The organism is Yinghuangia soli (genome assembly GCF_021502675.1).
Taxonomy (GTDB): domain Bacteria; phylum Actinomycetota; class Actinomycetes; order Streptomycetales; family Streptomycetaceae; genus Yinghuangia; species Yinghuangia soli.
The window spans coordinates 679,166-703,783 of record NZ_JAKFHA010000001.1 but is presented as its reverse complement, the minus strand read 5'-3'; the positions used below and the strand labels follow the sequence as shown (position 1 = coordinate 703,783).

The 24,618-nt window shown below is 72.1% G+C and carries 23 protein-coding genes; 11 read left to right on the top strand and 12 right to left on the bottom strand.

Annotated features, from left to right (window positions below):
- Positions 1-15 precede the first annotated feature (15 nt).
- Positions 16-363: a hypothetical protein gene (locus tag LZ495_RS03040; RefSeq protein ID WP_235050250.1), complete on the bottom strand. Its 348-nt coding sequence runs from the start codon at positions 361-363 to the stop codon at positions 16-18.
- Positions 353-943 carry an RNA polymerase sigma factor gene (locus tag LZ495_RS03035; protein ID WP_235050249.1) on the bottom strand — a complete coding sequence of 197 codons (591 nt, stop codon included), beginning with the start codon at positions 941-943 and terminating at the stop codon, positions 353-355. Before LZ495_RS03035 ends, LZ495_RS03040 begins: the two co-directional genes overlap by 11 nt.
- A gap of 281 nt (positions 944-1,224) precedes the next feature.
- On the opposite strand from LZ495_RS03035, the gene LZ495_RS03030 reads away from it, so the two are divergent.
- Positions 1,225-1,803 carry a hypothetical protein gene (locus tag LZ495_RS03030; protein WP_235050248.1) on the top strand — a complete coding sequence of 193 codons (579 nt, stop codon included), beginning with the start codon at positions 1,225-1,227 and terminating at the stop codon, positions 1,801-1,803.
- Positions 1,804-1,989: 186 nt separating this feature from the next.
- Positions 1,990-3,144, top strand: a complete 1,155-nt coding sequence (locus LZ495_RS03025; protein ID WP_235050247.1) for a hypothetical protein — start codon at positions 1,990-1,992, stop codon at positions 3,142-3,144.
- A 93-nt stretch (positions 3,145-3,237) separates the two neighbouring features.
- On the opposite strand, the gene LZ495_RS03020 is transcribed toward LZ495_RS03025, so the two are convergent.
- On the bottom strand, positions 3,238-3,834 hold the full coding sequence (locus LZ495_RS03020; protein WP_235050246.1) for a TIGR03086 family metal-binding protein: 597 nt from the start codon (positions 3,832-3,834) through the stop codon (positions 3,238-3,240).
- A gap of 286 nt (positions 3,835-4,120) precedes the next feature.
- On the opposite strand from LZ495_RS03020, the gene galE reads away from it, so the two are divergent.
- Both galE and LZ495_RS03010 read left to right on the top strand, forming a co-directional pair.
- On the top strand, positions 4,121-5,077 hold the full coding sequence (gene galE, locus LZ495_RS03015) for a UDP-glucose 4-epimerase GalE (RefSeq protein ID WP_235050245.1): 957 nt from the start codon (positions 4,121-4,123) through the stop codon (positions 5,075-5,077).
- A gap of 274 nt (positions 5,078-5,351) precedes the next feature.
- Entirely contained in the window at positions 5,352-5,708 is a 357-nt protein-coding gene (locus LZ495_RS03010) for a hypothetical protein (protein WP_235050244.1), read from the top strand.
- Positions 5,709-5,772: 64 nt separating this feature from the next.
- On the opposite strand, the gene LZ495_RS03005 is transcribed toward LZ495_RS03010, so the two are convergent.
- The 5 genes from LZ495_RS03005 to LZ495_RS02985 all read right to left on the bottom strand — a co-directional run bounded on the left by LZ495_RS03005 (position 5,773) and on the right by LZ495_RS02985 (position 11,917).
- Entirely contained in the window at positions 5,773-6,747 is a 975-nt protein-coding gene (locus LZ495_RS03005; protein ID WP_268822315.1) for a LacI family DNA-binding transcriptional regulator, read from the bottom strand.
- Positions 6,748-6,844: 97 nt separating this feature from the next.
- A complete protein-coding gene (locus tag LZ495_RS03000) occupies positions 6,845-8,362 on the bottom strand; it encodes a GH1 family beta-glucosidase (RefSeq protein ID WP_372498511.1) in 1,518 nt (505 codons plus the stop codon).
- 109 nt (positions 8,363-8,471) lie between these two features.
- Complete coding sequence (locus tag LZ495_RS02995) at positions 8,472-9,425, bottom strand: carbohydrate ABC transporter permease (RefSeq protein ID WP_372498510.1); 954 nt, start codon at positions 9,423-9,425, stop codon at positions 8,472-8,474.
- A 5-nt stretch (positions 9,426-9,430) separates the two neighbouring features.
- Positions 9,431-10,405 carry a carbohydrate ABC transporter permease gene (locus LZ495_RS02990; RefSeq protein WP_372498509.1) on the bottom strand — a complete coding sequence of 325 codons (975 nt, stop codon included), beginning with the start codon at positions 10,403-10,405 and terminating at the stop codon, positions 9,431-9,433.
- Positions 10,406-10,603: 198 nt separating this feature from the next.
- Positions 10,604-11,917, bottom strand: coding sequence for an ABC transporter substrate-binding protein (locus tag LZ495_RS02985; protein WP_235050242.1), 1,314 nt, complete (start codon positions 11,915-11,917; stop codon positions 10,604-10,606).
- Positions 11,918-12,289: 372 nt separating this feature from the next.
- On the opposite strand from LZ495_RS02985, the gene LZ495_RS02980 reads away from it, so the two are divergent.
- Both LZ495_RS02980 and LZ495_RS02975 read left to right on the top strand, forming a co-directional pair.
- Positions 12,290-12,490, top strand: coding sequence for a type II toxin-antitoxin system VapB family antitoxin (locus LZ495_RS02980; protein ID WP_235050241.1), 201 nt, complete (start codon positions 12,290-12,292; stop codon positions 12,488-12,490).
- Positions 12,491-12,495: 5 nt separating this feature from the next.
- Complete coding sequence (locus LZ495_RS02975) at positions 12,496-12,906, top strand: PIN domain nuclease (protein ID WP_372498508.1); 411 nt, start codon at positions 12,496-12,498, stop codon at positions 12,904-12,906.
- A 37-nt stretch (positions 12,907-12,943) separates the two neighbouring features.
- On the opposite strand, the gene LZ495_RS02970 is transcribed toward LZ495_RS02975, so the two are convergent.
- Together LZ495_RS02970 and LZ495_RS02965 are read right to left on the bottom strand one after the other, a co-directional pair.
- Positions 12,944-14,614, bottom strand: coding sequence for an N-acyl-D-amino-acid deacylase family protein (locus LZ495_RS02970; RefSeq protein ID WP_235050239.1), 1,671 nt, complete (start codon positions 14,612-14,614; stop codon positions 12,944-12,946).
- Positions 14,611-15,837, bottom strand: a complete 1,227-nt coding sequence (locus LZ495_RS02965; RefSeq protein ID WP_235050238.1) for an amidohydrolase family protein — start codon at positions 15,835-15,837, stop codon at positions 14,611-14,613. The genes LZ495_RS02970 and LZ495_RS02965 overlap by 4 nt, the downstream gene beginning before the upstream one ends.
- A gap of 124 nt (positions 15,838-15,961) precedes the next feature.
- On the opposite strand from LZ495_RS02965, the gene LZ495_RS02960 reads away from it, so the two are divergent.
- Entirely contained in the window at positions 15,962-16,594 is a 633-nt protein-coding gene (locus LZ495_RS02960; protein ID WP_235050237.1) for a TetR/AcrR family transcriptional regulator, read from the top strand.
- Between the two features lie 50 nt (positions 16,595-16,644).
- Here the strand turns inward: LZ495_RS02960 and LZ495_RS02955 are convergent, their stop codons facing one another.
- Positions 16,645-17,808 carry an aromatic ring-hydroxylating oxygenase subunit alpha gene (locus LZ495_RS02955; RefSeq protein ID WP_235050236.1) on the bottom strand — a complete coding sequence of 388 codons (1,164 nt, stop codon included), beginning with the start codon at positions 17,806-17,808 and terminating at the stop codon, positions 16,645-16,647.
- Between the two features lie 197 nt (positions 17,809-18,005).
- Here LZ495_RS02955 and LZ495_RS02950 point away from each other — a divergent pair, with 197 nt between their 5' ends.
- Entirely contained in the window at positions 18,006-18,896 is an 891-nt protein-coding gene (locus tag LZ495_RS02950) for an alpha/beta fold hydrolase (RefSeq protein ID WP_235050235.1), read from the top strand.
- Between the two features lie 138 nt (positions 18,897-19,034).
- Here the strand turns inward: LZ495_RS02950 and LZ495_RS02945 are convergent, their stop codons facing one another.
- A complete protein-coding gene (locus LZ495_RS02945; protein ID WP_235050234.1) occupies positions 19,035-19,424 on the bottom strand; it encodes an ATP-binding protein in 390 nt (129 codons plus the stop codon).
- A 342-nt stretch (positions 19,425-19,766) separates the two neighbouring features.
- Between LZ495_RS02945 and LZ495_RS02940 the strand changes: the two genes are divergently transcribed.
- The 3 genes from LZ495_RS02940 (at position 19,767) to LZ495_RS02930 (ending at position 24,617) form a co-directional block, all read left to right on the top strand.
- Entirely contained in the window at positions 19,767-20,642 is an 876-nt protein-coding gene (locus tag LZ495_RS02940; RefSeq protein ID WP_235050233.1) for a helix-turn-helix domain-containing protein, read from the top strand.
- The gene (locus tag LZ495_RS02935; protein ID WP_235050232.1) at positions 20,639-20,893 is read left to right on the top strand and encodes a DUF397 domain-containing protein; all 255 of its coding nucleotides are present in this window, start codon (positions 20,639-20,641) and stop codon (positions 20,891-20,893) included. The genes LZ495_RS02940 and LZ495_RS02935 overlap by 4 nt, the downstream gene beginning before the upstream one ends.
- A gap of 247 nt (positions 20,894-21,140) precedes the next feature.
- Positions 21,141-24,617 carry an AfsR/SARP family transcriptional regulator gene (locus tag LZ495_RS02930; RefSeq protein WP_235050231.1) on the top strand — a complete coding sequence of 1,159 codons (3,477 nt, stop codon included), beginning with the start codon at positions 21,141-21,143 and terminating at the stop codon, positions 24,615-24,617.
- Position 24,618 lies beyond the last annotated feature (1 nt).

The window sequence follows — 24,618 nt, the reverse complement described above, 5'->3', positions numbered from 1 at the left end:
CCCTCCCGCGGCCGGTCAGCCCTTGGTGCGGGTCAGCGTGCAGACTCCGTCCTTGCAGGCGCGGCGCAGCCGGCCGGCCGAGATGGTCTCGGCCAGCCCTACCGCCCAGCACATCGGGCAGCCGCGCAGCGCGACCACGCCGACCGGGGCCAGCAGCAGGCTCGGCCAGCCGGCCCAGGGCAGGAGGGCCAAGGACGCGATCAGCGCCCCGAATCCGATGGCTCCGCGGGCCAGGTGCCGCGGTACGGACGAACTGGCGAAACTGCCGCGCGCAGGCTGATCGGGCCCGTCGTGTGCGGCGTCCGCGGCGGTGTCCGCGGACGGCTTGGCGAGGGTCGTGGTCGTACCGGAATCACGGCTCATCGTGGGATCCCTTCGCTTCGATCGTTCCGTACGGTTCCTCGCGCAGTGCTTCCCGGACCGCGGAACGCGCGCGGTGCAGACGGGACTTCATGGCCGCGGTGCTGAGCCCCAGACGGGCCGCGACAGTGCGGCCCGGCAGGCCCTGGATGTCCCGCATCACGAGCACGTGGCGCTGGTCGGCGGGCAGCGCGGCCACCGCGGCCGCGACGCGCTCGGCCTCCAGGCGGAGCAGGACGTCCTCCTCGGCGGACCGCGCGCTGTCCCCGAAGTCCTCGAGCGCTTCGTCCGGGGCGGGAGCGCGGTGCATCAGCGCACGGGTGCGGCGGAGGCACTCGTGGCGCACGATGCGGAACATCCACGACGCCAGGGCACCGGAAGCGCGCAGCATGCCGATCTTCCGATACAGGATGATCAGCGCTTCCTGAGCTGCGTCCTCGGCGTCCTGCGGGGTCGCGCACAGCGTGTTGGCGAACCGGCGCACGTGCGGGTACGAGCCGTGCACCAGCGCGGTGAGCGCCTCGACCTCACCGCGCTGGGCCGCCGCCACCAGGGTCGCGCCCGGCCAGGTGTGCTCAGCCACGCTTGCACTTCCGGCGGCGCAGCAGCGTGGCGGTGCACGCGCAGATCAGCAGCGTGACGGCGACGGCTATGACGACGGCGGTCATGGGGTCCTCCGAAGGGTCCGCGGCGGACGGTGTGGTCCGCACGGATATGAGAGGCGCGGCTTCCGGAAAAGGATTCACCCCGCTTCCGAGCAGGCCGCACTCGGCCCCGCCCGGCCCTGCTCACCAGGGCACGGCGATCTCCCTGACCTACGATGGAAAAGGCCTCCGTGCCGTGCGCGGGCGTACGAAGGGAGCCGTGCCGGTGCTCATCAAGAAGGCCGTCCTGGACGGCATCGCGAGCGGCGACATCGACCTGCTGTTCCGGACCTGGGACGCCGAGCGCGTCCACGCGGGCAGCACGCAGCGCACGGCCATCGGCGTCCTGGCCGTGGACGCGGTGGAGGAGACCGACCCGGCCGAGCTGACCGAGGAGGACGCCCGCCGCGGGGGATACGCGTCCCTCGATGCCCTGCGCCACGACGCCGAGACCCGCGACGGCACGCTCTACCGCATCACCCTGCACCTCGCGGGCGAGGACCCGCGCATCGCCCTCCGCGCCGAGATCCCGCGCGGCCGCGAGCTCACCGCGCTGCGCGACCGGGTCCTGCACATGGGCGACTGGGCGGTACCGACACTGGAGATGATCGCCGCCCAGCCGGGCGTCCGCGCTCCCGACCTGGCCGCGCAGGCCGGCCGCGAGAAGCGCCCCTTCAAGGCCTCGGTACGCAGGCTCAAGGAGCTCGGCCTGACCGAGAGCCTTGCCGTCGGGTACCGGCTCTCGCCGCGGGGGAAGGCCGTCCTCAGCGCGGTACGGAGGGCCACGGCTTCTGCGTGAGCCGTGCTCGGAACTCGAACCGGTCGGCCGGCCTGCCGGCTTGGCGGGAACGCGTACCGGTCTTTGGGCTGTGGGCGGTCGTCCCGGGATGGCACACTCCGAACGGCGGGTTCGCGGGCTTGGGGGGCGCACGGCGGAGGGGGCGCCGACGCCGTGGTGCTGGTATCGAACCGGGGAGGAAGCGTCATGCCAGATCCGATAGGGGCCACCGACGAGCAATTACGCCGCACGGCCAAGGAATTCACCGACCGTTGGATCGAGGACACCGAGCGTGCTTTGGCCGACAAGTGGGAGAACCGGAGCGTCCTGACGACGGTTTTCGGCGACCTTCCCGAGAAGCGGCGCCCGATGTGGCGGGATGTCGCCGTCCGGACGGTGCGCGAGAGCACCATCGCATTCCGCCGGGCGGCGGAGAAGCGGCGTGCCGAGGTGGCGGAGCAGGCTTTCGTCTTGCTGCGGGACGCGGATCCGCGCCTGACCGCGGCGGCAGTCGCCACGCCGTCCCCGGAGACGCGCAAGATGCTCCAAGCGCTCGCGCCGAGCACGGTCGCCGGAGGTGAGCTTGCCGCCATATTGGCCGCAGGCGATGCGGCCGGCGCCGAACTCGCGGCGCGGGCACCGGTGCTCGACGACCTGTGGGCCGCCAAAGGCGGCGAATTGGCGCTGCTGCGCGACTCGTTGGGGGCTGTGGTCAAGCATGTGACCGACATCGAGACCGCGTTCGGCGCGACGTGGGACCGCCGGCCGGCCCTGCTCGCGCTCGGCGACGAACTCGCCACCCGCGATGCCGTACGTCCGATCCTGGCCATCGTGGAGCGGACGCGCGACGACGCGGACCGGGCGGTGCGCATGCTGCCGCCGAACGCGACGCTCCGCGAACAGCACCAGGCCCTGGCTGTTCCCTTCGACCGGGCACGGGCCACCGTGCGGCCGGCGATCGAGCGGATGGCGGCGGCGTCGGCATCGACCGACACCACGGTCGCCGCCTACGAACTGCGCTTCGTGGGCAAGGACGCCCTGCACGCGGGAATGCTCGACGACTTCGTCGACGTGTACGGCGCCGCGGCGGTGGAGGCTTTCCTGAAGGTCACGCCGCGTGTCGCGCACAGGGTGTACCAGCTCGTGCTTGGCTACGAGATGTCCCAGAACATGGCCCAGGAAGTGGCCATCGGCACGTGGCGGCTCGCGGAGGCCTTTCCCGCGGGCACGACGGCGCCGGTGCTGGCATGGGTCTTCGAGCAGATCGCGGCCGTGCAGAACCCGCAGATCCTGCCGTCCCAGCTGCGCTACATGGCGCAGAACGCCCCGGTCATCCCGTCCGCGGCCGCGCCTTCGCCTTAAGAGGGGTCGAGCGGGGAACACGCCGCCAACCTGGCGCAGCCCGCTCGACCGCTCGACCGCCGCACCGTCCGGCTGCCTGTCAGCCTGTTCCCCTCAGCTGGGCGTCTTCCGTCCCGAGAACGCCGCCAGTGCCTCGTAGGTCGGGGCGTCGGCGGCTGCCTCGACCTCCGCACCGATGAATCCGCCGCCCGCCTCTCCGCGCATCGCCGGGACGATGTTGGCCCGGCTCCACGCGAGGGCAAGCTGCCCGACCTCTTCGTCCAGCTCGCGCACGTCCTCGCCGAGCGCGCTTGCCAGGTCCCAAGCGTGGACGGCCAGTTCGGTCGTCTGCTGGGCGACCGCCCAGGCCCCCGGCACCTCGCCGAACGGCAGCCGCTGCGGGCGGTCGACCGCGCCGGGAGCGGCCCACGCGCTGCGCAGCCGGGACGCGGCGGCTTCGTACGCGGCCGCCCAGTCGTCGCCCATCGCGGCGCCCACTCCGACGGCGTCGCCGCCGTCCCGCGCCTCGGTCACCAGGGCGAAGCGGACCACCTCTTCGACGGCGTGCGCGACCAGGTCGCGCACGTCCCACAGCGCACACGGCGTCGGCAGAGCGCGCTGCTCCGGCCCGATCCGCCCGATCAGTGCGCCGAGTTGCCCGGTCGCCCGAGCGAGCAGGGCGACGCCGTCCTGGACGTGCACGGTCTCCATGGACACTCCCGAAGGCTCGACGCGGTGCACGGCCGTCCCGGCACCCGCGGTTCTCAGGAGCACAGACCCGCGGGACCGCCGAAACTCATCGGCCGGCGCCGGTCCAAGCGGCGGTTCCGGGTGCGCATTTCGGGCATGCTGAACGCCTACCCTCCGTGCCCGGGGTCGCGCGGTGCGTACGCACCCAGCTGACGGAGTGTCAGATGCGCGAAGCGGGGGAATCAAAGATGGTTATCATCTTTGGTCCGCATGATGAGGGTTCTGTTCGAGAGGTGGAGGCGGACCCATGCGATTGCTCGTTACCGGTGGCGCCGGGTACATCGGTTCGGTCACCGCGGCGATGCTGCTGGAGGCCGGGCACACGGTGACCGTGCTGGACGACCTGTCCACCGGGCACCGGGACGCCATTCCCGGCGGTGCGGAGTTCGTGCAGGCCGATGTGACCGAGGCCGGGCAGGTGCTGAGCCGGGACCGGTACGACGGCGTGCTGCACTTCGCGGCGCGCTCCCTGGTCGGGGACTCCGTCGTCGACCCGGCCGAGTACTGGCGGATCAACGTCGGCGGCTCGCTGGCCCTGCTCGACGCGCTGCGCGAGAACGAGGTGCCGCGGTTCGTCTTCTCGTCGACGGCGGCCACTTACGGCGACCCCGTCACGTCCCCGATCCTGGAGACCGCGGAGACCCGCCCGACCAACCCCTACGGCGCCTCCAAGCTCGCGGTGGACAACATGATCAGCTCGTACGCGCACGCGTACGGCCTGGCCGCGGTCTCGCTGCGCTACTTCAATGTGGCCGGCGCCTACCAGGGCTTCGGCGAGCGGCACGTGCGCGAGACGCACCTGATCCCGCTGGTCCTGCAGGTCGCGCAGGGCGTGCGCGAGCAGATCGCGGTGTACGGGACCGACTGGCCCACGCCGGACGGCACCTGCATCCGCGACTACATCCACGTGGCCGACCTGGCCCGCGCCCACCTGCTGGCCCTCGACGCGGCCACCGCCGGCCGGCACGAGATCTGCAACCTCGGCAACGGCGTCGGCTTCTCGGTCCGCGAGGTGATCGAGGCGGCCCGCGCGGTCACCGGCCACGCCATCCCCGAGGCGGCCGCCGAGCGCCGCGCCGGCGACCCGGCCGTCCTCGTGGCCTCCGCGGACCGGGCGCGCGAGCTGCTCGGCTGGAAGCCGGAGCACCCGGGGCTGGACCGCATGATCGGCGACGCCTGGGAGCTGGTGCGCCCCGGCGCGTGACGCCGGGCGAGCAAGCAGCACGCCGGACAGGCACCGGACAAGCACCGGGCGAGCACCGGAAGAGCAGGGGAAAAGACGAAGGGCGCCCGGCCAAGGGCGCCCTTCTGTGCGAACTACACAGGTTCGCGAGCAGGCCCGATCCTACCCGATCGGAACCGGCTCACCCGACCTGCCGCATATTCCGCTATTTGCGGTGATTGCGGGCAGACTGATGATCATCATTAAGGGTGCGCCGGCCGGTGCGCCCTGCTCACCGGTCTCCCGAGGAGTAGGCATGGCCTCCTGGTTCTCCCGCTTCCGCCGCGACGACAGCGGCGGCGACCCGGGGACGCCGGTCGTGTACGAGGTGGTCGGCGCCGGGGTCTCCGAGCTGACGTACAGCTACGGCGACCCGGCCAAGGGCGAGGAGACCCGGGTCGTCGACGTCCGGACCCCGTGGCGCGAAGAGGTCAGCATGAGCGGCCTCGGCGTGCTGCCCATGCTGACCGTGACCTGGGCGCCCTCCGACGGCGGCCCGCCGCACACCGCCGAGGTGCGCATCTCGGTGGCCGGCGAGCCGGCGCTGCGGGCGACCGTCGTCGCGGAGTCGTCGAGCGCGTCGTTCGTGGTCCACCCGTTCCCGGGCGCGTGACGGCGGCGGCGGCCGAAGCAGCCGAAGCCGCCGCGGCACCCGCGCCGACCGCCGGCCGGGTACGTCAGGCCGACGCGCGCACGACCAACCGGGTCGGCAGGATCTCCGGTTCGGCCGGCCGGCCCGGGATCGCCGCGTCCAGCAGCAGCCGCGTCATGCGCCGCCCCTGCTCGTGCACCGGCTGGTGGACCGTGGTCAGCGGCGGGTCGGACCACAGCGCGGCGTCGACGTCGTCGAAGCCGACCACCGCGACGTCGTCCGGGACCCGCCGGCCCGACTCGCGCAGCACCGCGAGCGCCGCCGCGGCCATCAGGTCCGAGGCCGCGAACACCGCGTCCAAGCCGGGTGCCCGCTCCAGGAGTTCGCGCATCGCCGCGGTGCCGGACGCCCGGGTGAAGTCGCCGTGCACGACCACCGGCTCGCCCTCGACCGCGTCCAGGTAGCCGGCCAGCCGGTCGACGCCCGCGCACATGTCGGCCGGCCCCGCGATGGTGGCCACCCGGCTCCGCCCCAGGTCGTGGAGGTAGCGGGTGGCCAGGCGGGCGCCGCCCACGTTGTCCGCGTCCACGTAGACGAGGCCGGCCGTCGGGCCCAGCGGGCGGCCGCCGACCACGACCGGGATCCCGGCCCCGACCAGCCGCCCGGGGAGCTGGGCGTCGCCGTGCAGCGACACCAGCAGCGCGCCGTCGACGTGGCCGCCGCGCAGGTAGCGCTCCAGCCGCTGCTGGTCGGCGTCGGTCTTGACCATCATCAGCACGAGCTGCGTATCCGTGCCGGACAGCTCCTCGCTCACCGACCGCACGATGCCGGTCAGGTACGGGTCGCCGAACAGATGCGCCTCCGGCTCCTGGATGACCAGGGCCACCGAGTCGGTCCGCCGCGTCACCAGGGTGCGCGCGGCGCGGTTCGGCACGTAGCCGGTGGCCGCGATGGCCGCCTCGACGGCTTCGCGCACCTGCGGGCTGACCTTGGGCGAGTTGTTGATGACGCGCGAGACGGTGGCCCGCGAGACGCCGGCTACGGCGGCGACGGTCTCCAGGGTCGGGGTGTCCGGGGTGGGGGCGTCCGGGGCCGGGGCGTCGAGAGGCGGCGCGTCGAGGGTCGGGGCGTCGTGCGGTGCCCCGGGCGTCGTCTCCTCAGGCACCCTGCGACTCCCCGTTCCCGTTGCCGCCGCGGTGGGCGGCGATGACCGACGCGTACCAGTGCGCGCTGTCCTTGAGCGTACGGCGCCCGGACGCGAAGTCCACGTGCACGATGCCGAACCGCTTGGCATAGCCGTAGGACCATTCGAAATTGTCCAGCAGCGACCATACGAAATACCCCCGCACGTCCGCACCGTCCGCGATGGCGCGCCCGATGGCGGCCAGGTGCTCCGCGATGTACGTGCGGCGCTCGGGGTCCGCGAACCGCCCGTTCCCGGCAGGCCCGGCCGCGGTGTCGTCGTCGTACGCCGCACCGTTCTCGGTCACCAGCAGCGGCAGCCCGGGGGCCTCCGCCCGCAGCCGCATGAGCACGTCGTACAGGCCGCTCGCGTCCACCGGCCAGTCCATCGCGGTACGCGGTCCGGGAGCGTGTGCGAAGCGGATGTCCTCGCAGCCCGGCCACGGGGTCGAAGTACCGCCGCCGTGGCCGTCGTTGCGTGGATCACCGGGCCGGGCGCCGCCGCCCACGAGGGTCGGCGTGTAGTAGTTCACGCCGAGTTCGTCGAGCGGCTGCGCGATGCGCGCGAGGTCGCCGTCGCGCAGGAACGCCCAGTCGGTGATGCCGGCCGTGTCGGCGAGAACGTCCGCGGGATAGCGGCCGTGCAGCAGCGGGTCGAGGAAGATGCGGTTGGCCAGGCCGTCGATGCGCCGCGCGGCGTCCACGTCCGCGGGGTCGGTGGACAGTGCGCGTACCGCCGCCGGGTTGTGCACCAGCGAGATACGCCGGTCCTCGGGCAGTTCGGCGCGCAGTGCGGCCACCGCCTCGCCGTGCGCGAGGAGCAGGTGGTGGTGGGCGGTGAGCGCGGCGGCCGGGTCGTTCAGGCCGGGCGCGTGCACGCCGGACGCGTACCCGAGGAACGCCGAGCACCACGGCTCGTTGAGCGTGGTCCAGCGCCGCACCCGGTCGCCCAGCCTGGCGGCCACCGCGCCGGCGTACTCGCCGAAGCGGGCCGCCGTGTCGCGGTTCGTCCAGCCGCCCGCGTCCTGGAGGTACTGCGGCAGGTCCCAGTGGTAGAGGGTGAGGGCCGGTTCGATGCCCGCGTCGAGGAGGGCGTCGACCAGCCGGTCGTAGAAGGCGAGTCCGCGCGGTTCGATGCGGCCGCCCGGCTCGGGGACGATGCGCGGCCAGGCGACCGAGAAGCGGTACGCGGACAGCCCGAGCGACTTCATGAGCGCGACGTCGCTGCGGTAGAGCCGGTAGTGGTCGGCCGCGACGTCGCCGGTGTCGCCGTTGCGCACGCGGCCTGGGGTGCGGCTGAAGGTGTCCCAGATGGAGGGCGTACGTCCGTCGGCGTCCGCCGCGCCCTCGATCTGGTACGAGGCGGTCGCCGCGCCCCACAGGAAATCGGGCGGGAACGCGGCGGCGGCCGAGGACGGCCGCAGGTGGGCCGGGGCGGTCTCGTCGCCAGCGGACTGGTCGTCGGTGGTCTGGTCGTCGGCGGTCGTGCGCACGCGTAGTCCTTCTCTGTACGGGAGTCCGGGAGCCCAAGAGTCGAAGAGCCCAGGAGTCCGGGAGGCCAGGAGCCCGGGGGGTGAGGGCGAGGGGAGCAGTGGTGCCGGTTCAGCCCTTCACGGCGCCGCGCATGATGCCGCCGACGATCTGCCGGCCCAGCAGGCCGAAGACCACCAGCACCGGGAGAGTGCCGAGTACCGTGCCGGCCAGGATCACGGACTGGTCGGGGACGTAGCCGCCGCCCAGCGAGTTGATGGCGACCTGGACGGTCGGGTTGTCCTGGCTCAGCGCGATGATCGGCCAGAAGAAGTCGTTCCAGGTGGTCATGAAGGTCAGCAGGCCCAGCACCGCCATGGCGGGCCGCGCGGCCGGGAGCACGATGCTGCGGAAGATCCGGAAGTACGAGGCGCCGTCGACCCGCCCGGCCTCGATGAGTTCATCGGGCAGGGCCTCGGAGAGGTACTGCCGCATGAAGAACACCCCGAAGGCGGTGACCAGCGTCGGCAGGATGACGGACTGGAGTTCGTTGGCCCAGCCCAGTTTCGCCATCATCATGTAGAGCGGGATCAGGCCCAGTTGCGGCGGGATCATCATGGTCGCGACGGTCAGCGACAGCAGTGCCCCGCGGCCGCGGAACCGCAGCTTGGCGAAGGCGAATCCGGCGAGCGTGCAGGCGAGGACCGTGCCGATCGCGACCGTTCCCGACACGATCGTCGAATTGACCAGCGCTTTGCCGATGTTCGCCTGCTCGGCGGCCTGCTCGAAGCTGCCCGTCCCGCCGCCCGGCAGGAAGGGCGGCGGCACCGCGTTGATCTCGGCGTTCGAGTGCGTGGCGGCGACGATCGACCAGTAGAACGGGAACGCCGACACGAGCGTGGCCAGGATCAGGACCGCGTACGTGAAGACCCCGGCCTTGTCGCGGCCCCCGCCGCGGCGGCGCGGCCGGCGGCTTCCGGGGGTGCGCCGCATGCGCGGGAGGCGCGGCGGGCCGCCCGGCCGGTCGGACGTCCCGGCGTCGTCGATCCGAACGTCCTTGCCCGGGCTCGTGGTTGCTGACGACATGGGGGTCACCCCTTTCCGGGCTTGGCCGCGGTGAGTGCCGCAGCGCGCTTGAGGCGGTACCGGACGATCGCCGCGTTGACGCCGACGACCAGCGCGATGATCAGGAACATCAGCCACGCGATCGCGGCGGCCTTGCCGAGCGAGAAGTACTGCCAGCCGGTCTGGTACATGTACAGCCCGGTGGTCTGGTACTGCCGGGACGCACCGCCGTTCATGCCGGTCGTCCCGCCCTGCAGCAGCAGCGGTTCGCCGAAGATCTGCAGGGCGCCGATGGTCGAGACGATGATCGTGAAGACGATCGTCGGCCGCAGCCCGGGCAGCGTCACGTGCCGGAACTGCTGCCACCGGTTGGCGCCGTCGAGCATCGCGGCCTCGTAGCGGTCGTACGAGATGGCCTGCATGGCGGCGAGGTAGATGAGCGCGTTGTAGCCGGTCCAGCGCCACGTCACGATCGTCGAGACGGCGATCTGGGACGGCCACTTCTCGTTGAACCAGTCGACCGGATCGATGCCGATCAGGCCCAGGAACCAGTTGAGCATGCCGTAGTCGCGGCCGAAGAGCCCGGCGAAGACGAGCGTCGCGGCGGCCACCGAGGTCGCGTACGGCAGGAGCACCGCGACCCGGAAGAACGTGCGGCCGCGGAGCCGGTAGTTGAGCAGGTGCGCCAGGCCGAGCGCGAGGCAGAGCTGCGGGACGGTGGAGATGACGCCGATGGTGAAGGTGTTCTTGAGCGAGTTCCAGAAGAACTCGTCCTGGAGGAGCGTCGTGTAGTTGTCGAGCCCGACCCAGCTCATCGCGTCCGGGTTCTGCAGCCGCACGCGGTGCAGCGAGACGTAGCCGGTGTAGACGAGCGGGAACAGCCCGAACGCCGCGAACATCACGAAGAACGGGGCGATGAAGGCGTACGGCGCGGCCTTGGTGCCGCGCCGCCGCCACAGCTGACGGGTGGTCAGCAGGCGGGCGGGGGAGGTGACGGCCATGCGGGGGTCCTCGTCGGGGGTGGCCGAGGTCGGCGTCGGGAGCGGGGCGCGGCGCGGGTTCTCGGGGCGCGGGTTCGCGGCGTGCGGGGCGGTGGGGGCCCCCCCCCGCCCGGCCGGGGCCGCGGGGGGCGCCGGGGGGGGGGGGCCCCTTCGGCCGGGGGGGTTTGGGGGGCCCCCGGGGGCGGTCGGCCAGGCCGGTCAGCCCAGTGCGGCCTTGACCGACGCCTTGGCGTCCTTCCAGGCGTCGTCCGGCTTGACGCCCTGCGCCTCGACCGCGTTCAGCGCGTTCTGGATCGCGACCTTGACGTCGTTGTCGCGCACGCCGAGGGTCTGGACCGGCATCTTCTGCGCGGCCTGGCTGAAGATCTGCCCGATCGGCGCGCCGTTGAAGTACGGGTCCGTCGTCGCGGCGACCTGCGAGATGGCGGTGGTCCGCGACGGGAACGAGCCGCGCCGCTCGAACAGCTTGACCTGCTGCTCCTTGGCGGTCAGCCACTGCAGCAGCTCGTACGCCTCCTTGGCGTGCTTGGCGCCCTTCGGGATGGCGAGGTACGAGCCGCCCCAGTTGCCGGTGGCGCCGGGCGCGGCCGCGACGTCCCACTTGCCCTTGGTGGCGTCGCCGGCCTTCTCCTTGATGTAGCCGATCATCCACGACGGGCACGAGATGGTGGCGAAGCCGCCCTTGGCGAACGCCTGGTCCCAGTCGGTCTGGAACTGCACGAGCTTGGCGCTGAGCCCGTCCTGCGCGGCCTTCGCGGACAGGTCGAACGCGCTGCGCACGGCGGGGTTGGTGTCGTAGATCAGCTTGCCGGAGGCGTCGTAGTAGAACGTCTGCTGCTGGCCGATCATCGCGTTGTACATGCCGGTGACGCTGTCCATGTACGACGAGCCCTTGGGGGCCTTCGCGGCGAACTGGCGGCCCACGTCCAGGTAGCCCTCCCAGGTCGACCACTTCTGCGCCAACTCGTCACGGCCGGTGGGCAGTCCGGCCTGCTGGAACAGGTCGCTGCGGTAGCAGATGGCCATCGGGCCGACGTCAGTGCCGAGGGCCAGGCTCTTGCCGTCCGCGGTGGTCGCGGCCTTCGCCTTCCAGCTCAGGTATTCCTGGGTCTGCGTCTGCGCGCCGAGGGTGTTGAGGTCGAGCCACTTGTCGGCCTGGTTGTTCACCACGTCGACGATGCGGCCGACCTCGATGCCCTGGATGTCGTCCAGGTCGCCGCCCCCGCCGAGGCGGGTCTGGAGGGCGGGCCAGTAGACCTCCTCCTTCTGGGTGGCGTTCTGCTTGATCTTGATGTTCGGGTGGAGGGCCTCGTACTCCTTGTAGAGCCCGGCCTCCTCGTAGCCGAACGAGCCGAACAGGCCCACGGTGAGCGTGATCTGCCCGGGCGCGTCGGGCGAACCGGAGTCGCCGCCCTTGTCGTCGTCGGAACCGCAGCCGGCAAGGGCGGAGCCGGCGAGTACGGCGGCGCAGAGAACGGCCAGCGCTCTGTGGCGGCCGGGGGGCGTGCGCATGGGGGACCTCCTGGGGACGAGGAGACGGGCAGGCGGGAAACGCGGCCGCGCGGACGGGCGCGGCGGCGCGGCGGGGCAGCGGTACGGCAAAGCGGCGGTACGGCAGTGCGGCAAAACAGACGTGCGGCAAAGCAGAAGTGCGGCGGAACGGCGCCCGGCACAGCTCGGAATACAGCAGGCGCAGGCGCAAGAAGGCAGGGCAAAGCAGCGTCGAAGCGCTCCCTGTTACATCTGCGTGAGAGCGCTCTCACACCCAGGAGATTGGACCGCCCCGCGCACACTGTCAAGACCGGGAGGGGCTCAAGAGGTGATATCGATTGACCTGTCGAGTTGATATCATGGCTGCCTCGGTCGTTTCAGGAGGAGGCAGCCATGAGCCGTACGGTGATAGACGTCGATGACACTTTGCTGGCCGAAGCCCAGCGGCACTACGGGACACCGACCAAGGTGGCGACGGTCAACGCGGCACTTGAAGCGGCCGTGAAGTTGGCCAGGCGTCGTGAACTGGCCGAGGCAATTGCCGCAGGCGAGTTCGACTTTTCGGACGACGGCCCTGGCGGAGCCGCGAGGTGAGCGGTGTGCGCTACCTCATCGACAAGTCGGCCCTCGTGCGCTGGGGGAAACCCGCAGCCAAGCCGCTGCTCGATGAACTGTCGGAGAGAGCACTGCTCGCCGTGACGGGCGCAGTCGAGTACGAAATGCTCTTCAGTGCCCGCAACGTCGGTGAGGCAGCACGCATCAAGCGGCTGCTCTACGGCTTCGACTACGTACGCTGTACCGACGAAGTCTGGGACCGGGTGGTCGAGGTCCAGCAACTTGCGATCGCCAAGGGCATCCACCGGTCGCTGTCGATGGCAGACCTGATCATCGCGGCCACGGCGGAGCGGCACGGCTTGGTCGTGCTTCATTACGACGGCGACTACGACATGATCGCGGCCCTGACCGGTCAGGTTGTGCGATGGGTCGCTGCTCCGGGGACTGCGGACTGACCTGCGTCGATGTGGTCTGCAGCCCCCGGAGCTGTTGTCAGGCGCGCGCGGGGACCCTGACCACCTGGCCCGGCAGGCCTGCGTCTTCGGTGCGGGTGCCGTCGATCTGGATCGGGGTGCCGTTGACCACCACGTGGCGGATGCCGGTGGGCTGGTCGGCGGTGAGGCGTTCGCCGTCGGCGGGGAAGTCGCGGACGCGGCGGATCGGGCCCGGGGCCACGGTCGCCGGGTCGAAGACCACGATGTCGGCCCACTGCCCCGGACGCAGGTAGCCGCGGTCGGTCAGGCCCAGGATGTCGGCCTGCACGCCGGTGAGCTTGCGTACCGCGGTCTCGATCGGCATGAGCGACCGCTCCCGCACCCACTTGCCGAGGAAGTCGGTGGCCTGCGGGGCGTCGCACAGCTGGCCGACGTGCGCGCCCGCGTCGGACAGGCCGAGCGTGCAGTGCTCCTCGGTGAGGATGCCGAGCAGCGCGTCGACGTCGTCGTTGGCCAGAATGCAGCGCATCCGCAGGTCGAGGCCCGGCTCTTCGAGGGCCAGGTCCAGCAGCAGGTCGAAGGGGTCGAGGCCGCGCTCGGCGGCCACCTCGTCCAGCTTGCGGCCCAGCAGGTCGGGGTGCGCGGCCGACTCGTCGACCGTGTACGTGCCCCAGCGCGGCACCAGGAAAGCGCCTTCCGCCTTCCACGCCGCGCGGGCGCGCTCGCGGAACTCCGGGTCGGCGTACGCTGCCCGGCGCTCCTCGAGGCCGCCGGCCATCAGCTCGCCGAAGACCGGGTTGGAGTTCAGCGTGAACGGCTCGAGGAGCGTGAACGAGAACGTCAGCGGACGAGGGCTGACCTGCGGCCACACCTGCGCGCCCTTGGCCCAGCCGGCCCGGTTGAGGGCCACCAGGCGTTCGTGCGAGCCGGCCGGGGTGGTCATCAGCGCGGTGTAGGTGAACGGCACGCCGACGCCCGGCTGGATGTCGTACAGGTCCGGGATGCCGAGCTGCTCGCCGGGGGTGAACTCGACCACGCCGCGCCGCTCTTCGCGTACCACGTCGAGCAGCGCGTCGATCTCGGCGCGGTCCGCGTGGCGGCTCGGCACCGGCTTGCCGTCGATGCCGCGGTGGGTGGGCGCGAAGCTGGTCGCGAAACCGGCTGCGCCGGCCCGCAGCGAGGCGCGCAGCACCTCCTGCATCTCGGCGATCTCGTCGGCGGTGGCGGCGCGTTCGTACGCGTCCATGCCCATGACGTACAGCCGCAGCGCGGTGTGCCCGATGTACGCGGTGTAGTTGAGGCCGACGCCGCGCCGCTCCACCGAGTCGAGGTAGCCGGGGAAGTCGCTGAAGTCCCAGGGGATTCCGGCTTCCAGGGTGGCGACGTCCATGTCCTCGACGTTCTCCAGCGTGCGCGCGATGACGCCGTGGTGCTCGGGGCGCGTCGGGGCGATGGAGAAGCCGCAGTTTCCGGCCACGACCGTCGTGACGCCGTGGAAGCACGACGGGGTCAGCGCCGGGTCCCAGAAGACCTGGGCGTCATAGTGCGTGTGGATGTCGATGAAGCCGGGCGCCACGATGTGCCCGGTCGCGTCGAGCGTGCGGCGGCCGGACAGGCCGGGGCCTATCGCGACGATGCGGCCGCCGGTGACCGCGACGTCGGCCGCGTAGGGTGCGGCGCCGGTGCCGTCGACCACCGTGCCGCCGGTGATCACGAGGTCTGCGGTCATGCCGGGACGCCCTTTCGGTCGGGGGTTCCTGCCGGGGAGGCGGGCAGGTCAGGGAGAGAAAGTCCGTACAGTTCGGCGCAGTTGCGCCACAGGATGGCATCGCGCACATCGTCGGAGAGGTGCGCGGTGTGCTCCGCGAGGACCTGCTGCGAGTGCGGGAACGTCGAGTCGGAGTGCGGGTGGTCGTTGGCCCACATCAGGCGGCGGTGGTCCATCAGGTCGGTGACCCGGAACGCCACCGCGTCGTCCTGGAAGGTCAGGTGGACGTGGTCGCGCACGTACTCGCTGGGCAGCCGCGACAGGTCGCGGTCGCCGAGCCAGTTGCCGTGGTAGCGGACCGCGTGGTCGGCCCGGTACATCCAGTGCGGCATCCACCCCGCGTCCGCCTCGACGCACACCACCTTCAGCTCGGGCACGCGGTCGAACACGCCGCCGAAGACCAGCGTCCCGATGACGTCCTGGCAGCCGCGCATGATGCCCAGGAAGCTGTTCATCTTGGGGCCGCGGTACTGCGGGCTGCCGATCTGGTCGTTGCCCGAGGTGAGGATGTGGAACGCGACCGGCATGCCGAGTTCGGCGGCGGCCCGCCACAGCGGGTCCCAGCGCGGGTCGTCGTAGTCGCCGGCCTCCTGCGCGCAGGCCGGGTGGCCGGGCATCATCACGCCGCGCAGCCCGAGCGCCTTCATCCGGGCCAGGTCCTCGACGCCTTCCGCGACACTGCGCAGCGCGGTCTGGCCCATGCCGATCAGCCGGTCGGGCGCGTGCCCGGCGAACTCCTCGGCGAGCCACAGGTTGTACGCGTCGAAGCAGGCCTTCTTGTAGTCCGCGTCCGGGTGGTTGCACAGCAGCATGCCGACCGACGGGTAGATCACCTCGGCCAGCACGCCGTCCCGGTCCTGCTCGGCAAGCCGCGCGACCGGGTCCCAACCGCCCTGGTGGAGCTGCTCCCAGCCGGTGAACTCGAACGGCCCGACGGTCTCCGGCGGGCGGCCCGCGGCGGCGATCATGCCGTACGGGATGCGGTTGCGGCCGTTGTCGATCAGCATCACCGCCCCCATCCGCGGGTCGGTGGCGGCCACCGGCGCACGGTCCCGGAAAGCCGGATCGATGCGGTCCACGTAGCAGTCGCCCGGCTCGGTGACATGCGAGTCCGCGGATATCGCGGCCAGCTTCGGCGGCGTCGGCGGAGTCTCGGGAGGTGGAGAAGTCGTCGCGGTCCCCATACCGGTCCTCTCACGTGCGGCACGCCAGCCGCCGTGTCGCAGGCAAGCGGCAGCGGTGCGCGCGACGGCGGGCACGCAATTGATGAGTGCACATTAAGTAGCGCGTCCGTTAGTTTCAACGGTTGTGGGACGTAATCCAGAGGCCACGCGCCGCGAGCTGCTCGATGCCGCCGCGCGCCTCTTCGCCGAGCGCGGCATCGCCGCGGTGTCGCTCAACGAGATCAACACCGCGGCGGGGCAGCGCAACGCATCAGCTCTCCAGTACCACTTCCGCTCCCGCGAGGGCCTGCTCAGCGCCCTGCTCGAACGGCACATCCCGCAGGTCCGCGAGCGCCGCAGCGAACTGCTCGCGCTCGCCGACGCGCACCCGGAGAAGGTGCGCCGGGCCGCGGAGGCCTTCGTCCTGCCGCTCGCCGAGCAGCTGGACGCGGACGAGTGGCGCGGCCGTGCGTTCCTGCGCATCGTCGCCGAGCTGATGGCCGACCCGACGCGCAGCGCCCCCGAGGTGCGGGCCCTGCTGGACGCGACGGCCGCGGACGAGGCGTACGCCCGCATCTGGAAGCACGGCCGCCAGGTCCCGGCCCTGCTGCGCCCCGAGCGGATGCGCGTCGGCGGCACGATGGTCCTGCACGCGCTCGCCGACCGCGCCCGCCTCCTCGACCACGCGGGCCGCCCGACCCAGATCGCCCCGGAGCTGTTCGTGGGCAACCTGGTCGACATGTTCCTGGCCGCGACCCTGGCCCCCGTGGCCCGCTGAAGCAGCAGCGGGACGCCCTGAAGCAAGGGCGTCCCGCTTGGTCCGGCTGCTCAGCTCGCGTCGGCGAGGGCCTTGTCCCAGACGTGGTGCCAGTGGGCGACGGCCGACTCGCCCATGCCGATGACCATCGTGTCGATGCCGTTGGCGAAGCCGCGGTGGCAGGCCTCGGCGCCGGGGAAGTCCTCGGTGACCAGCACGCGCTTGTTGGTCTCGTGGTTGCTGCGCGCCGTCGCGGTGCTGTTCTCGTCCAGGGGGTCCCAGGTGCCCTCGGTCATGTGGATGACCGACTCGCCGGGGACCTGGCCGGGGTAGACACGGAGCATCGTGGTGCTCAGCGGGCTCTCGATGAGGACGGTGGACGGCAGGACGGTCTGCACGTTGACCATCGGCAGCCGGGCCGGCCAGTTCTCCTCGGGGACCGCGTCGAGCGCCTCGAAGCCGGCGATCGGGACGGCGAAGCGGCTGTGCGGGCCCCACGTGTCGACGATGCCGTTGTTGAGCACGATGCCGTGGATGGTGGCCTTGTGCAGGAAGGGGATGTGGTACCCCTCCAGGTTGATGTCGACGGTCAGCTTCCAGTTGGCCTTGAGCGTGAAGGTCTCGCTGACCACCGCGCGGGTCCGGTCGTACGGGAAGCCGGCGAAGGCCTCCTCGACGTCCGCGAGCGCGCCCTCGACCTCGACGTCGGGGCGCAGGCCGACCACGATCAGGCCGGCGGATATCGCCACCGGCAGCTTCTTGAGGCCGAACTGCTTGGGGTCGATGCCCGGGAACTGCGGGCGCGAGGGCAGGCCGACCAGGGAGCCGGCCGAGTCGAACTGCCAGCCGTGGTAGCTGCAGATGAAGCGGCGCGCGCTGCTGCAGCCGGTGCCGGAGGTGCCCTCGCGGTCGGCGGTCTCGGGGGCGACCGGCATGCCGCGGTGCGTGCAGGCGTTCAGGAACGCGTGCAGTTCGCCGTCCTCGTCGCGGGTGACCAGGACCGGCATGCCGTCCACGTCGCGGGCCAGGAAGTCGCCCGGTTCGGCGACCTCGCCGGCCCAGCCGACGACCTGCGGGGTGCGGCGGAAGAGGACCTCGCGCTCCCGGGCCAGGCGCTCGGGGTCGGTGAACACCGAGCTGTCCACCTGCAGCGGGGCCTCGCCGAGGTCGAGCGTGCGCTCGGTGATGTGGTCGATGATGCGGCGTCCGGTGGCGACGACGTCCTCGTGCTTCATGCCCGCTCTCCCGCTGCTTCGGTGCTCCCGTACCCGCTCCGGGGCGGCGGTCGCGGCCGGCCTCCCGGCTGCCGCCCGCCCGAGCGGTTTCTAATGAGAGTTCATTATGTGAAGGGGGTCATGACAGCGTCAATGACCGATGTGTTCTCATCAAGGGGGAGGCACGGGGGGAAGTACGCGGAGGTCGGACGAAGCACATGCAGTACAAGGTCGAGTCGGTGCAGTACGACGTGGCCGGCGTCCACCTGTCCGGGCTGCTCGCGCGGTCCGCGGTGTGGCCCAGCCGCGGCACGGTCCTGGCCCTGCACGGCGGCGGCTCGCACGCCGCGTACTGGCACCGCGACTCGGCTCCGGACACCTCGCTTCTGCTGCTCGGCGCCTCGCTGGGCTGGACCGTACTGGCCGTCGACCGGCCCGGGTACGGCGCGTCGGCAGGGCTGCCGCGCGACCGCCAGGACCTCGACCACCAGGCCGAACTGCTGTTCCGGCTGGCCGATGTGCTGCCCGCGTACCTGGGCGGCGCCTTCGGCGGCGGCCTCTTCCTCGCCGCGCACTCGATGGGCGCGATCCTCGCGCTCCGCATGGCGGCGACCGAGGAGGGCAAGCGGCTGCTCGGCGTCGCGGCCGGCGGCGTGCCGCTGCGCTATACCGAGGAGAAGGCCCGGGCGATGGCCGCGGTGCCGACCGACGGAGAGCTGGTGCCGCCGCTGCGCGGGCCCGGGACGGGCGCCGAGACCTACTTCGGCCCGCCCGGCACCTACGACCCGGCGCTGCTGACCCGCGAGGGGCGCGTGGTCGCGCCGGTCCCGATCGCCGAGTTCTGCGACGCCCGCGACAACCCGCTCACGCTGCCCGGCATCCTCGGCAAGGTGCAGGTGCCGGTGCACTGGACCGTCGCGGAGTACGAGAGCTCCAACCTGGCCGGGCCCGAGGTGCTGGAGGAGGCCGGCCGGCTGCTGGCCCAGGCGCCGCGCGTGGAGCTCCACACGCAGCCCGGGGTCGGCCACAACATGAGCCTGCACCACGCTGCGCGGGCGTATCACCTGCGCATCATGGCTTTCGCCGAGGAGTGCCGGGCGCGGGTCTGACGGGACGCCGGACCGGGGGAGCGGGCGCGTTCCGGGCGCGTTTCCGGGGGTGCCGGGGCCGGATCCGGGACGGGCGTGGGCGGGATGTGGCAGCCCCTCGCCGACCCTGCCGCAACTCCACTCGATCGGGTGAAATCCTCAGTCAGCCCGGAGAGTGAACCAGACCACCTTGCCACTCGGCAGGGCGTCGGCTCCCCAGCTGTGCGCGAGGCACTCGACGAGTGCGAGGCCGCGTCCGAACTCGTCGTCGGGACCCCCGCCGCGGGCCGCAGGCAGCCGCGGGCAGGGGTCGCGCACTTCGACGCGCAACCCGGCGCCGTCGTGCACGACGGTGAGCGAATGCCAGGCTCCCGGGCCGACGTGGATCAGCACGTTGGTCAGCAGTTCGCTCATCAAGAGGCTCGCGACATCGGCGAGTTCGCCGAGGTCCCAGGCCTTCAGGACGCGCTCCGCGCTGCGGCGGGCCCGGTGGACCGCGAGGTCCGAGGCCGAGAGTTGGACGCAGTAGTGACGGACGTCTTCCGCCATCACCGGCATAGTCATCCTCCGAGGGCACACGCATGGGGTGCGTGAGATGGGGGCCGCGCGGTCGGGGTTTTTGGGAACCGTGAGCGACCCGAAGGCGACGGTGAGTCAGATCGGACTTTCAGCGTGCCGTGCGACCACCAAGCCTGCAACTCCCATTCTTGGACTGTTGGGCGTTTTCGCGTACTGGTCACGAAGCGCCTCAACGTGGTGCACACTGTCCCCCCATCGCAGCCGCGAAATCCACCCGGCGCGCCCGCACCCCGGAACCCCCGCGCGGCGCCCGGACCGGATGCAGCGCGGCCGCGCCCGGCCCCATCCCTCGGATTCCCCCGGAGGCGCACCGTGGCCCTGGCCCCCAATCCCACCGTCCGCCAGCGCCGGCTCGGCACCGAGCTGCGCCGGCTCCGCGAGCACCGCGGACTGAGCCTCGAGGACGTCGCCGCGCGCCTGGAGTGCTCCGACTCCAAGGTCAGCCGCATCGAACTGGGCCGCAGCGGCGTGCGGCCCGTGGACCTGCGCATCCTCCTCGACCTGTACGCGGTCGAGGACGAGGACGAGCGCGAGGCCCTGCTCACCCTGGCCCGCGAGGCCAAGAAGCGCGGCTGGTGGCGGAGTTACTCCTCGGTGCTGCCGCCGTCGTACACCGAGCTGCTCAGCCTGGAGGCGGACGCGTCCGGCATGCGCAGCTACGAACTCTCGCTCGTGCCGGGCCTCTTGCAGACCCCGGACTACGCCCGTGCGGTGATCTCGTCGGTGCGCGACGACCTCACCCCGGACGAGGTCGACACCCTGGTCCGGGTGCGCGGCGAGCGCCAGACGATCCTGGACCGCACCGGTCCGGACGGCGAACCGGCGTTCCAGCTCACGCTGGTCCTCGGCGAGGCCGTGCTGCGCCAGGCGGTCGGCGGGCGCGAGAGCATGCGGGCCCAGCTGGCGCACCTGGCCGAGGCCTCGCAGCGCCCCAACATCCGGATCCAGGTGCTCCCGTTCGCGTGCGGCGCACACCCGGCCATCGAAGGGGCGTTCGCCATCATCGATTTCCCCGCATTGTCCGATCTGGACGTGGTGGTGGTCGACAGCCGCACGAGTAGCCTCTATCTCGAGGAACCCGACCACGTCCGCGTCTATCAGCGGATGTTCGAGGACATCCGCGCTTCCGCGCTCTCGTACGGGGACTCGACGTCCATGATCGAGCACGCTGCAAAGGAATTGTCTTGAGCAACGCACAGCACGATCCCGCTTCCCCGGGCACTTCTGTCGCGGCCGATGTCGCCGCAGCTCACGCGGGCTTGCCGTGGCACCGCAGCACTTACAGCGGCGGCGCCAACAACTGTGTGGAAGCCGCCGGTTCGGGGGCTTCCGTGCGGGTCCGCGATTCGAAGTCGGTACCCGGTCCGATGCTCGCCGTGGCCCCCGCGGCCTGGGGCGAATTCCTCGGCCGGGTGGGCCGCAGCGGTTCCGCCCACTGAGTATCCGCACCACCCGAATTCACTCTAAAGCGTGATGTGAATTACCCGTAAGAGTGAATTCGCACGATGATCACTTCGATGGTTCCCCCCACCGGCCGAATCCCCGTGTTCCGGGCCCGGACGGTGCGCTCGCCACCCGCCCTGAAGCGGGTCCGCGGCACCTCTGCCCCGAGCTCGAGGACGCCGCACCGCACCCCCGGCCGAGCCGGTCGCCGACCTTCCGGGCGTCACCTGGAAGAGTGGGGGTGTGTATGTATCGGTGCTGGGCCCGCTTCAGGTGCGGGACGAGGTAGGGGAACCCGTCCCGGTCTCCGGCACGCGCCTGCGCGTCCTGCTGACCCGGATGGCGCTGGACGCCGGCCGGCCGGTGCCCGCGGACGTCCTGGTCCGCGCGGTCTGGGACGAAGACGAACCGAGCGGCGCGGCGAACGCCCTGCAATCCCTGGTCTCCCGGCTGCGCCGCATGCTCGGCCCCGAGGCCATCACCTCCGGACCGGCCGGCTACGTGCTGGCCGTCGACCCGGGCGCCGTCGACGTGCACCGGTTCGAACGCGCCGCGGCGGACGGCCGCCGCCTGCTGGCCGACGACGACCCGGCCGCGGCCGAGGCCCGGCTGGCCGAGGCCCTGGGCCTGTGGCGCGGCGCCGCCCTTGCGGATGCCGCCGAAGCGGGCTTCGCGGCCGGACCGGCCGCCCGGCTAGAAGAGCTGCGCCTGACCGCCCTCGAGGACCGCGTCGATGCCCGACTGCGGCTCGGGCAGGCGGCCGAGGTGGTGCCGGAACTCGAACAACTGGCGATGGAACACCCGTTGCGCGAGCGCATCCACGGCAGGCTGATGGCCGCATTGGACGCGGTCGGGCGGCGGGCGGACGCGCTGGCGGTGTACCAGACGCTGCGCACCGAACTGGCCGACGAGTTGGGCATCGATCCTTCGCCGGAGCTGGACGCCGTGCATATGGCGATCCTGCGCGGGGAGCCGACCATTGCCACGCCGGGTTCGGTGGCGGCCGGGTCTGCCGCATCCCGGGCTGCCGCATCAGGGCCTGTCGGGTCCGGGGCCGCGGGATCCGGGGCCGCCGGGTCCGGTGACGAGACGCTTGCTGCTGCGGTGTCCGGCGCCGCCGAGACGGTTCGTACGAGCGAACCCGCTGCGGCGCCGGCGGCAACCGCGGCCGGCACCACGACGCCGGCCTCCGCAGCCGACCCCGCGCCCGACTCCGCCCCCGCGCCCGCCGCTGCCCCCGCGTCCGCTTCCGCTCCGGCTCCCGCGACCAACCTCACCGCCCGCCTCACCAGCTTCGTCGGCCGTGACGACGAACGCAGCCGCCTCGCCGGGATGCTCGCCGAGTCGCGCCTCGTCTCGGTGGTAGGCCCCGGCGGCGCCGGGAAGACGCGTATCACCGTGGAGACCGGAACCGCGCTGCTCGCGGACTTCCCCGGCGGCGTGTGGATCGTCGAACTCGCCCCGGTGCACGACCCGTCCGACATCCCGCAGGCGATCCTGGGCGCGCTCGGCCGCCGCGAGAGCGGCATCCTCGCCTCCGGCATGGTCGAGTCGCCGGGCGGCAGCGGCGGCCGCGACGCACCCCGCGATGTCCTGGCCCGCGTGGTCGAACTCCTGGTGCGTCGACCCGCGTTGCTGATCCTCGACAACTGCGAGCACCTCGTCGCGGACATCGCCGAGGTCGCCGACACCCTGCTGGCCCAGGCGCCCACGCTGCGCGTCCTGACCTCGACCCGCGAGCCGCTGGGCATCGTCGGCGAAGCACTGTATCCGCTGGGCCCGCTGGGGCTGCCGGGTGAGACGGCCGATTCCGCCGCGGCCCTGGCCTCCCCGTCGGTAAGGCTGTTCGCGGACCGCGCCAAGGCCGTACGGCCCGGCCTGGTCATCGACGGCGCCAACATCGGCGCGGTCGTGGAGATCTGCCGCCGCCTCGACGGCATGCCACTGGCCATCGAACTCGCCGCCGCGCGCACCCGGTCGCTCACCCCGACCCAGATCGCCCGGCGCCTCGACGACCGCTTCAAGCTGCTCACCGGCGGCAGCCGTACCGCCATGCCGCGGCACCAGACCCTGCGCGCCGTCGTCGAATGGAGCTGGGACCTGCTGGACGACCGCGAACGCGCGGTGCTGCGCCGGCTGTCGGTCTTCGCGGGCGGTGCCACCCTGGAAGCCGCCGAGGAAGTCCTCTCGGACGGCGAACTCCTCGAGCCTGACGACGTGTTGGACCTGCTGGCCGGGCTGGTCGACAAGTCGCTCGTGGACGTCTTCGGCACCGGCGAACCGCGCTACCGCATGCTGGAGACCATCGCCGCCTTCGCCGCCGAACGCCGCGAGGACGACGGCGCCGACGCCGGTATCGCGCAGCGGCACGTGGACTGGGCCATCCGGCTGCTCGAACGCCTCGACCCGATGCTCCGCACCGGCGACCAGCTCGATGCCATCGGGGTCATCGCCGAGGAGCACGACAACTTCGGCACCGCGCTGCGCTTCGCCATCGACGCGGGCGATGCCCGCTCGGCGGTCCGCGCGGTCTCGCTGATGGGCTGGTACTGGACCATCCGCGGCTACCACCGCGAGGCGTCCGCCTGGCTCGGCGACGCCCTCGCCGTACCGCACGGCGGCAACCCGCCGGACCCGGAGTCGCGCGTCCTGGCCGAGTGGTTCCACGGCACGACGCTCGTCGTCACCGGCGGCGAACCGGACGGCGTGCGCTGGCTGATGCGCAGCCGCTGGCACATGCGGCAGCTCGCGGGACCGGTCACCCACCCGCTCGTGCTGCTCGTCGAATCGCTGACCGCGGCGCTGCGCGACTACGTGACCGGCACGATGACCGCACTCGGCGCCATCGAGGAGCACGGGGACCGCTGGGTCCGCGCCGTCGTCGACCTGATCGCCGGGCACGTCGCGGTCAACGGCGGGCAGACCGACGAGGGCGTACGGCGGCTGCGCCGGGCCCGTGTCCGGTTCCTGGAGATCGGCGACCGCTGGGGCCGGTCGTCCGCGGCGGGCGGGCTCTCCGAGGTCTACCGGTTCGCGGGGCGCCTGGAGGAGGGCATCGCGGCCATCGACGAATGCCTCGAACTGGTGCGCGTGCTGGGCTCCGACGAGGACGTCCCGCTGCTGCTGGCGCGGCGCGCCCAGGCGTACTGGCAGCTCGGCGACGAAGAAGCCGCGCTCGCCGACATGAACGCCGCCATCGAGGTGGCCGGCGACGCGGACACCGCCGGGGGCGTCGTCCTCGCGTACGCCTGGGCCGGCGACTTGGCCCGCCTGCGCGGCGACCGCCCCGAAGCCGAGAAGCAATACGCCCGCGCCGTGGCGGAGTTGCCCACCGCGCGCATGGTCCCGTTCCAGATGATCGCGTACCTGCACCTGAGCCTGGCCTACTTCGCCGAGGCCCCGCACGAGCGCAGCAAGGCCAAGGAAGCCCTCGACACCGCCCTCGCCGCGGCCCTCGACAGCCGCGACATGCCGGTGGTCGCCAGCGTCGCCGAGGGCCTGGCCTGGTGGACCTTCACCGGCGGCGACCCCGAATCCGCCGCGGCAATCCTCGGCGCCGCCACCGCCACCCGCGGCCACGTGGACCTCGGCAGCCCCGACGCCATCCGCGTGACCGCAGACGTGAAGGAAGCCCTGCCCGAGGACACGTACACCAAGGCCCACGACCGAGGCCTCGCCCTGTCCCACGCAGAAGCCCTCGACCTCTTCAAGTCGGTCTAGC

Excerpts from the sequence above, each read along its gene's own strand:
- LZ495_RS03040 (WP_235050250.1), bottom strand. The coding sequence starts at position 363 with ATGAGCCGTGATTCCGGTACGACCACGACCCTCGCCAAGCCGTCCGCG.
- LZ495_RS03025 (WP_235050247.1), top strand. The coding sequence starts at position 1,990 with ATGCCAGATCCGATAGGGGCCACCGACGAGCAATTACGCCGCACGGCC.
- LZ495_RS03020 (WP_235050246.1), bottom strand. The coding sequence starts at position 3,834 with ATGGAGACCGTGCACGTCCAGGACGGCGTCGCCCTGCTCGCTCGGGCG.
- galE (WP_235050245.1), top strand. The coding sequence starts at position 4,121 with ATGCGATTGCTCGTTACCGGTGGCGCCGGGTACATCGGTTCGGTCACC.
- LZ495_RS03010 (WP_235050244.1), top strand. The coding sequence starts at position 5,352 with ATGGCCTCCTGGTTCTCCCGCTTCCGCCGCGACGACAGCGGCGGCGAC.
- LZ495_RS02995 (WP_372498510.1), bottom strand. The coding sequence starts at position 9,425 with ATGTCGTCAGCAACCACGAGCCCGGGCAAGGACGTTCGGATCGACGAC.
- LZ495_RS02990 (WP_372498509.1), bottom strand. The coding sequence starts at position 10,405 with ATGGCCGTCACCTCCCCCGCCCGCCTGCTGACCACCCGTCAGCTGTGG.
- LZ495_RS02985 (WP_235050242.1), bottom strand. The coding sequence starts at position 11,917 with ATGCGCACGCCCCCCGGCCGCCACAGAGCGCTGGCCGTTCTCTGCGCC.
- LZ495_RS02980 (WP_235050241.1), top strand. The coding sequence starts at position 12,290 with ATGAGCCGTACGGTGATAGACGTCGATGACACTTTGCTGGCCGAAGCC.
- LZ495_RS02970 (WP_235050239.1), bottom strand. The coding sequence starts at position 14,614 with ATGACCGCAGACCTCGTGATCACCGGCGGCACGGTGGTCGACGGCACC.
- LZ495_RS02965 (WP_235050238.1), bottom strand. The coding sequence starts at position 15,837 with ATGGGGACCGCGACGACTTCTCCACCTCCCGAGACTCCGCCGACGCCG.
- LZ495_RS02955 (WP_235050236.1), bottom strand. The coding sequence starts at position 17,808 with ATGAAGCACGAGGACGTCGTCGCCACCGGACGCCGCATCATCGACCAC.
- LZ495_RS02950 (WP_235050235.1), top strand. The coding sequence starts at position 18,006 with ATGCAGTACAAGGTCGAGTCGGTGCAGTACGACGTGGCCGGCGTCCAC.
- LZ495_RS02945 (WP_235050234.1), bottom strand. The coding sequence starts at position 19,424 with ATGGCGGAAGACGTCCGTCACTACTGCGTCCAACTCTCGGCCTCGGAC.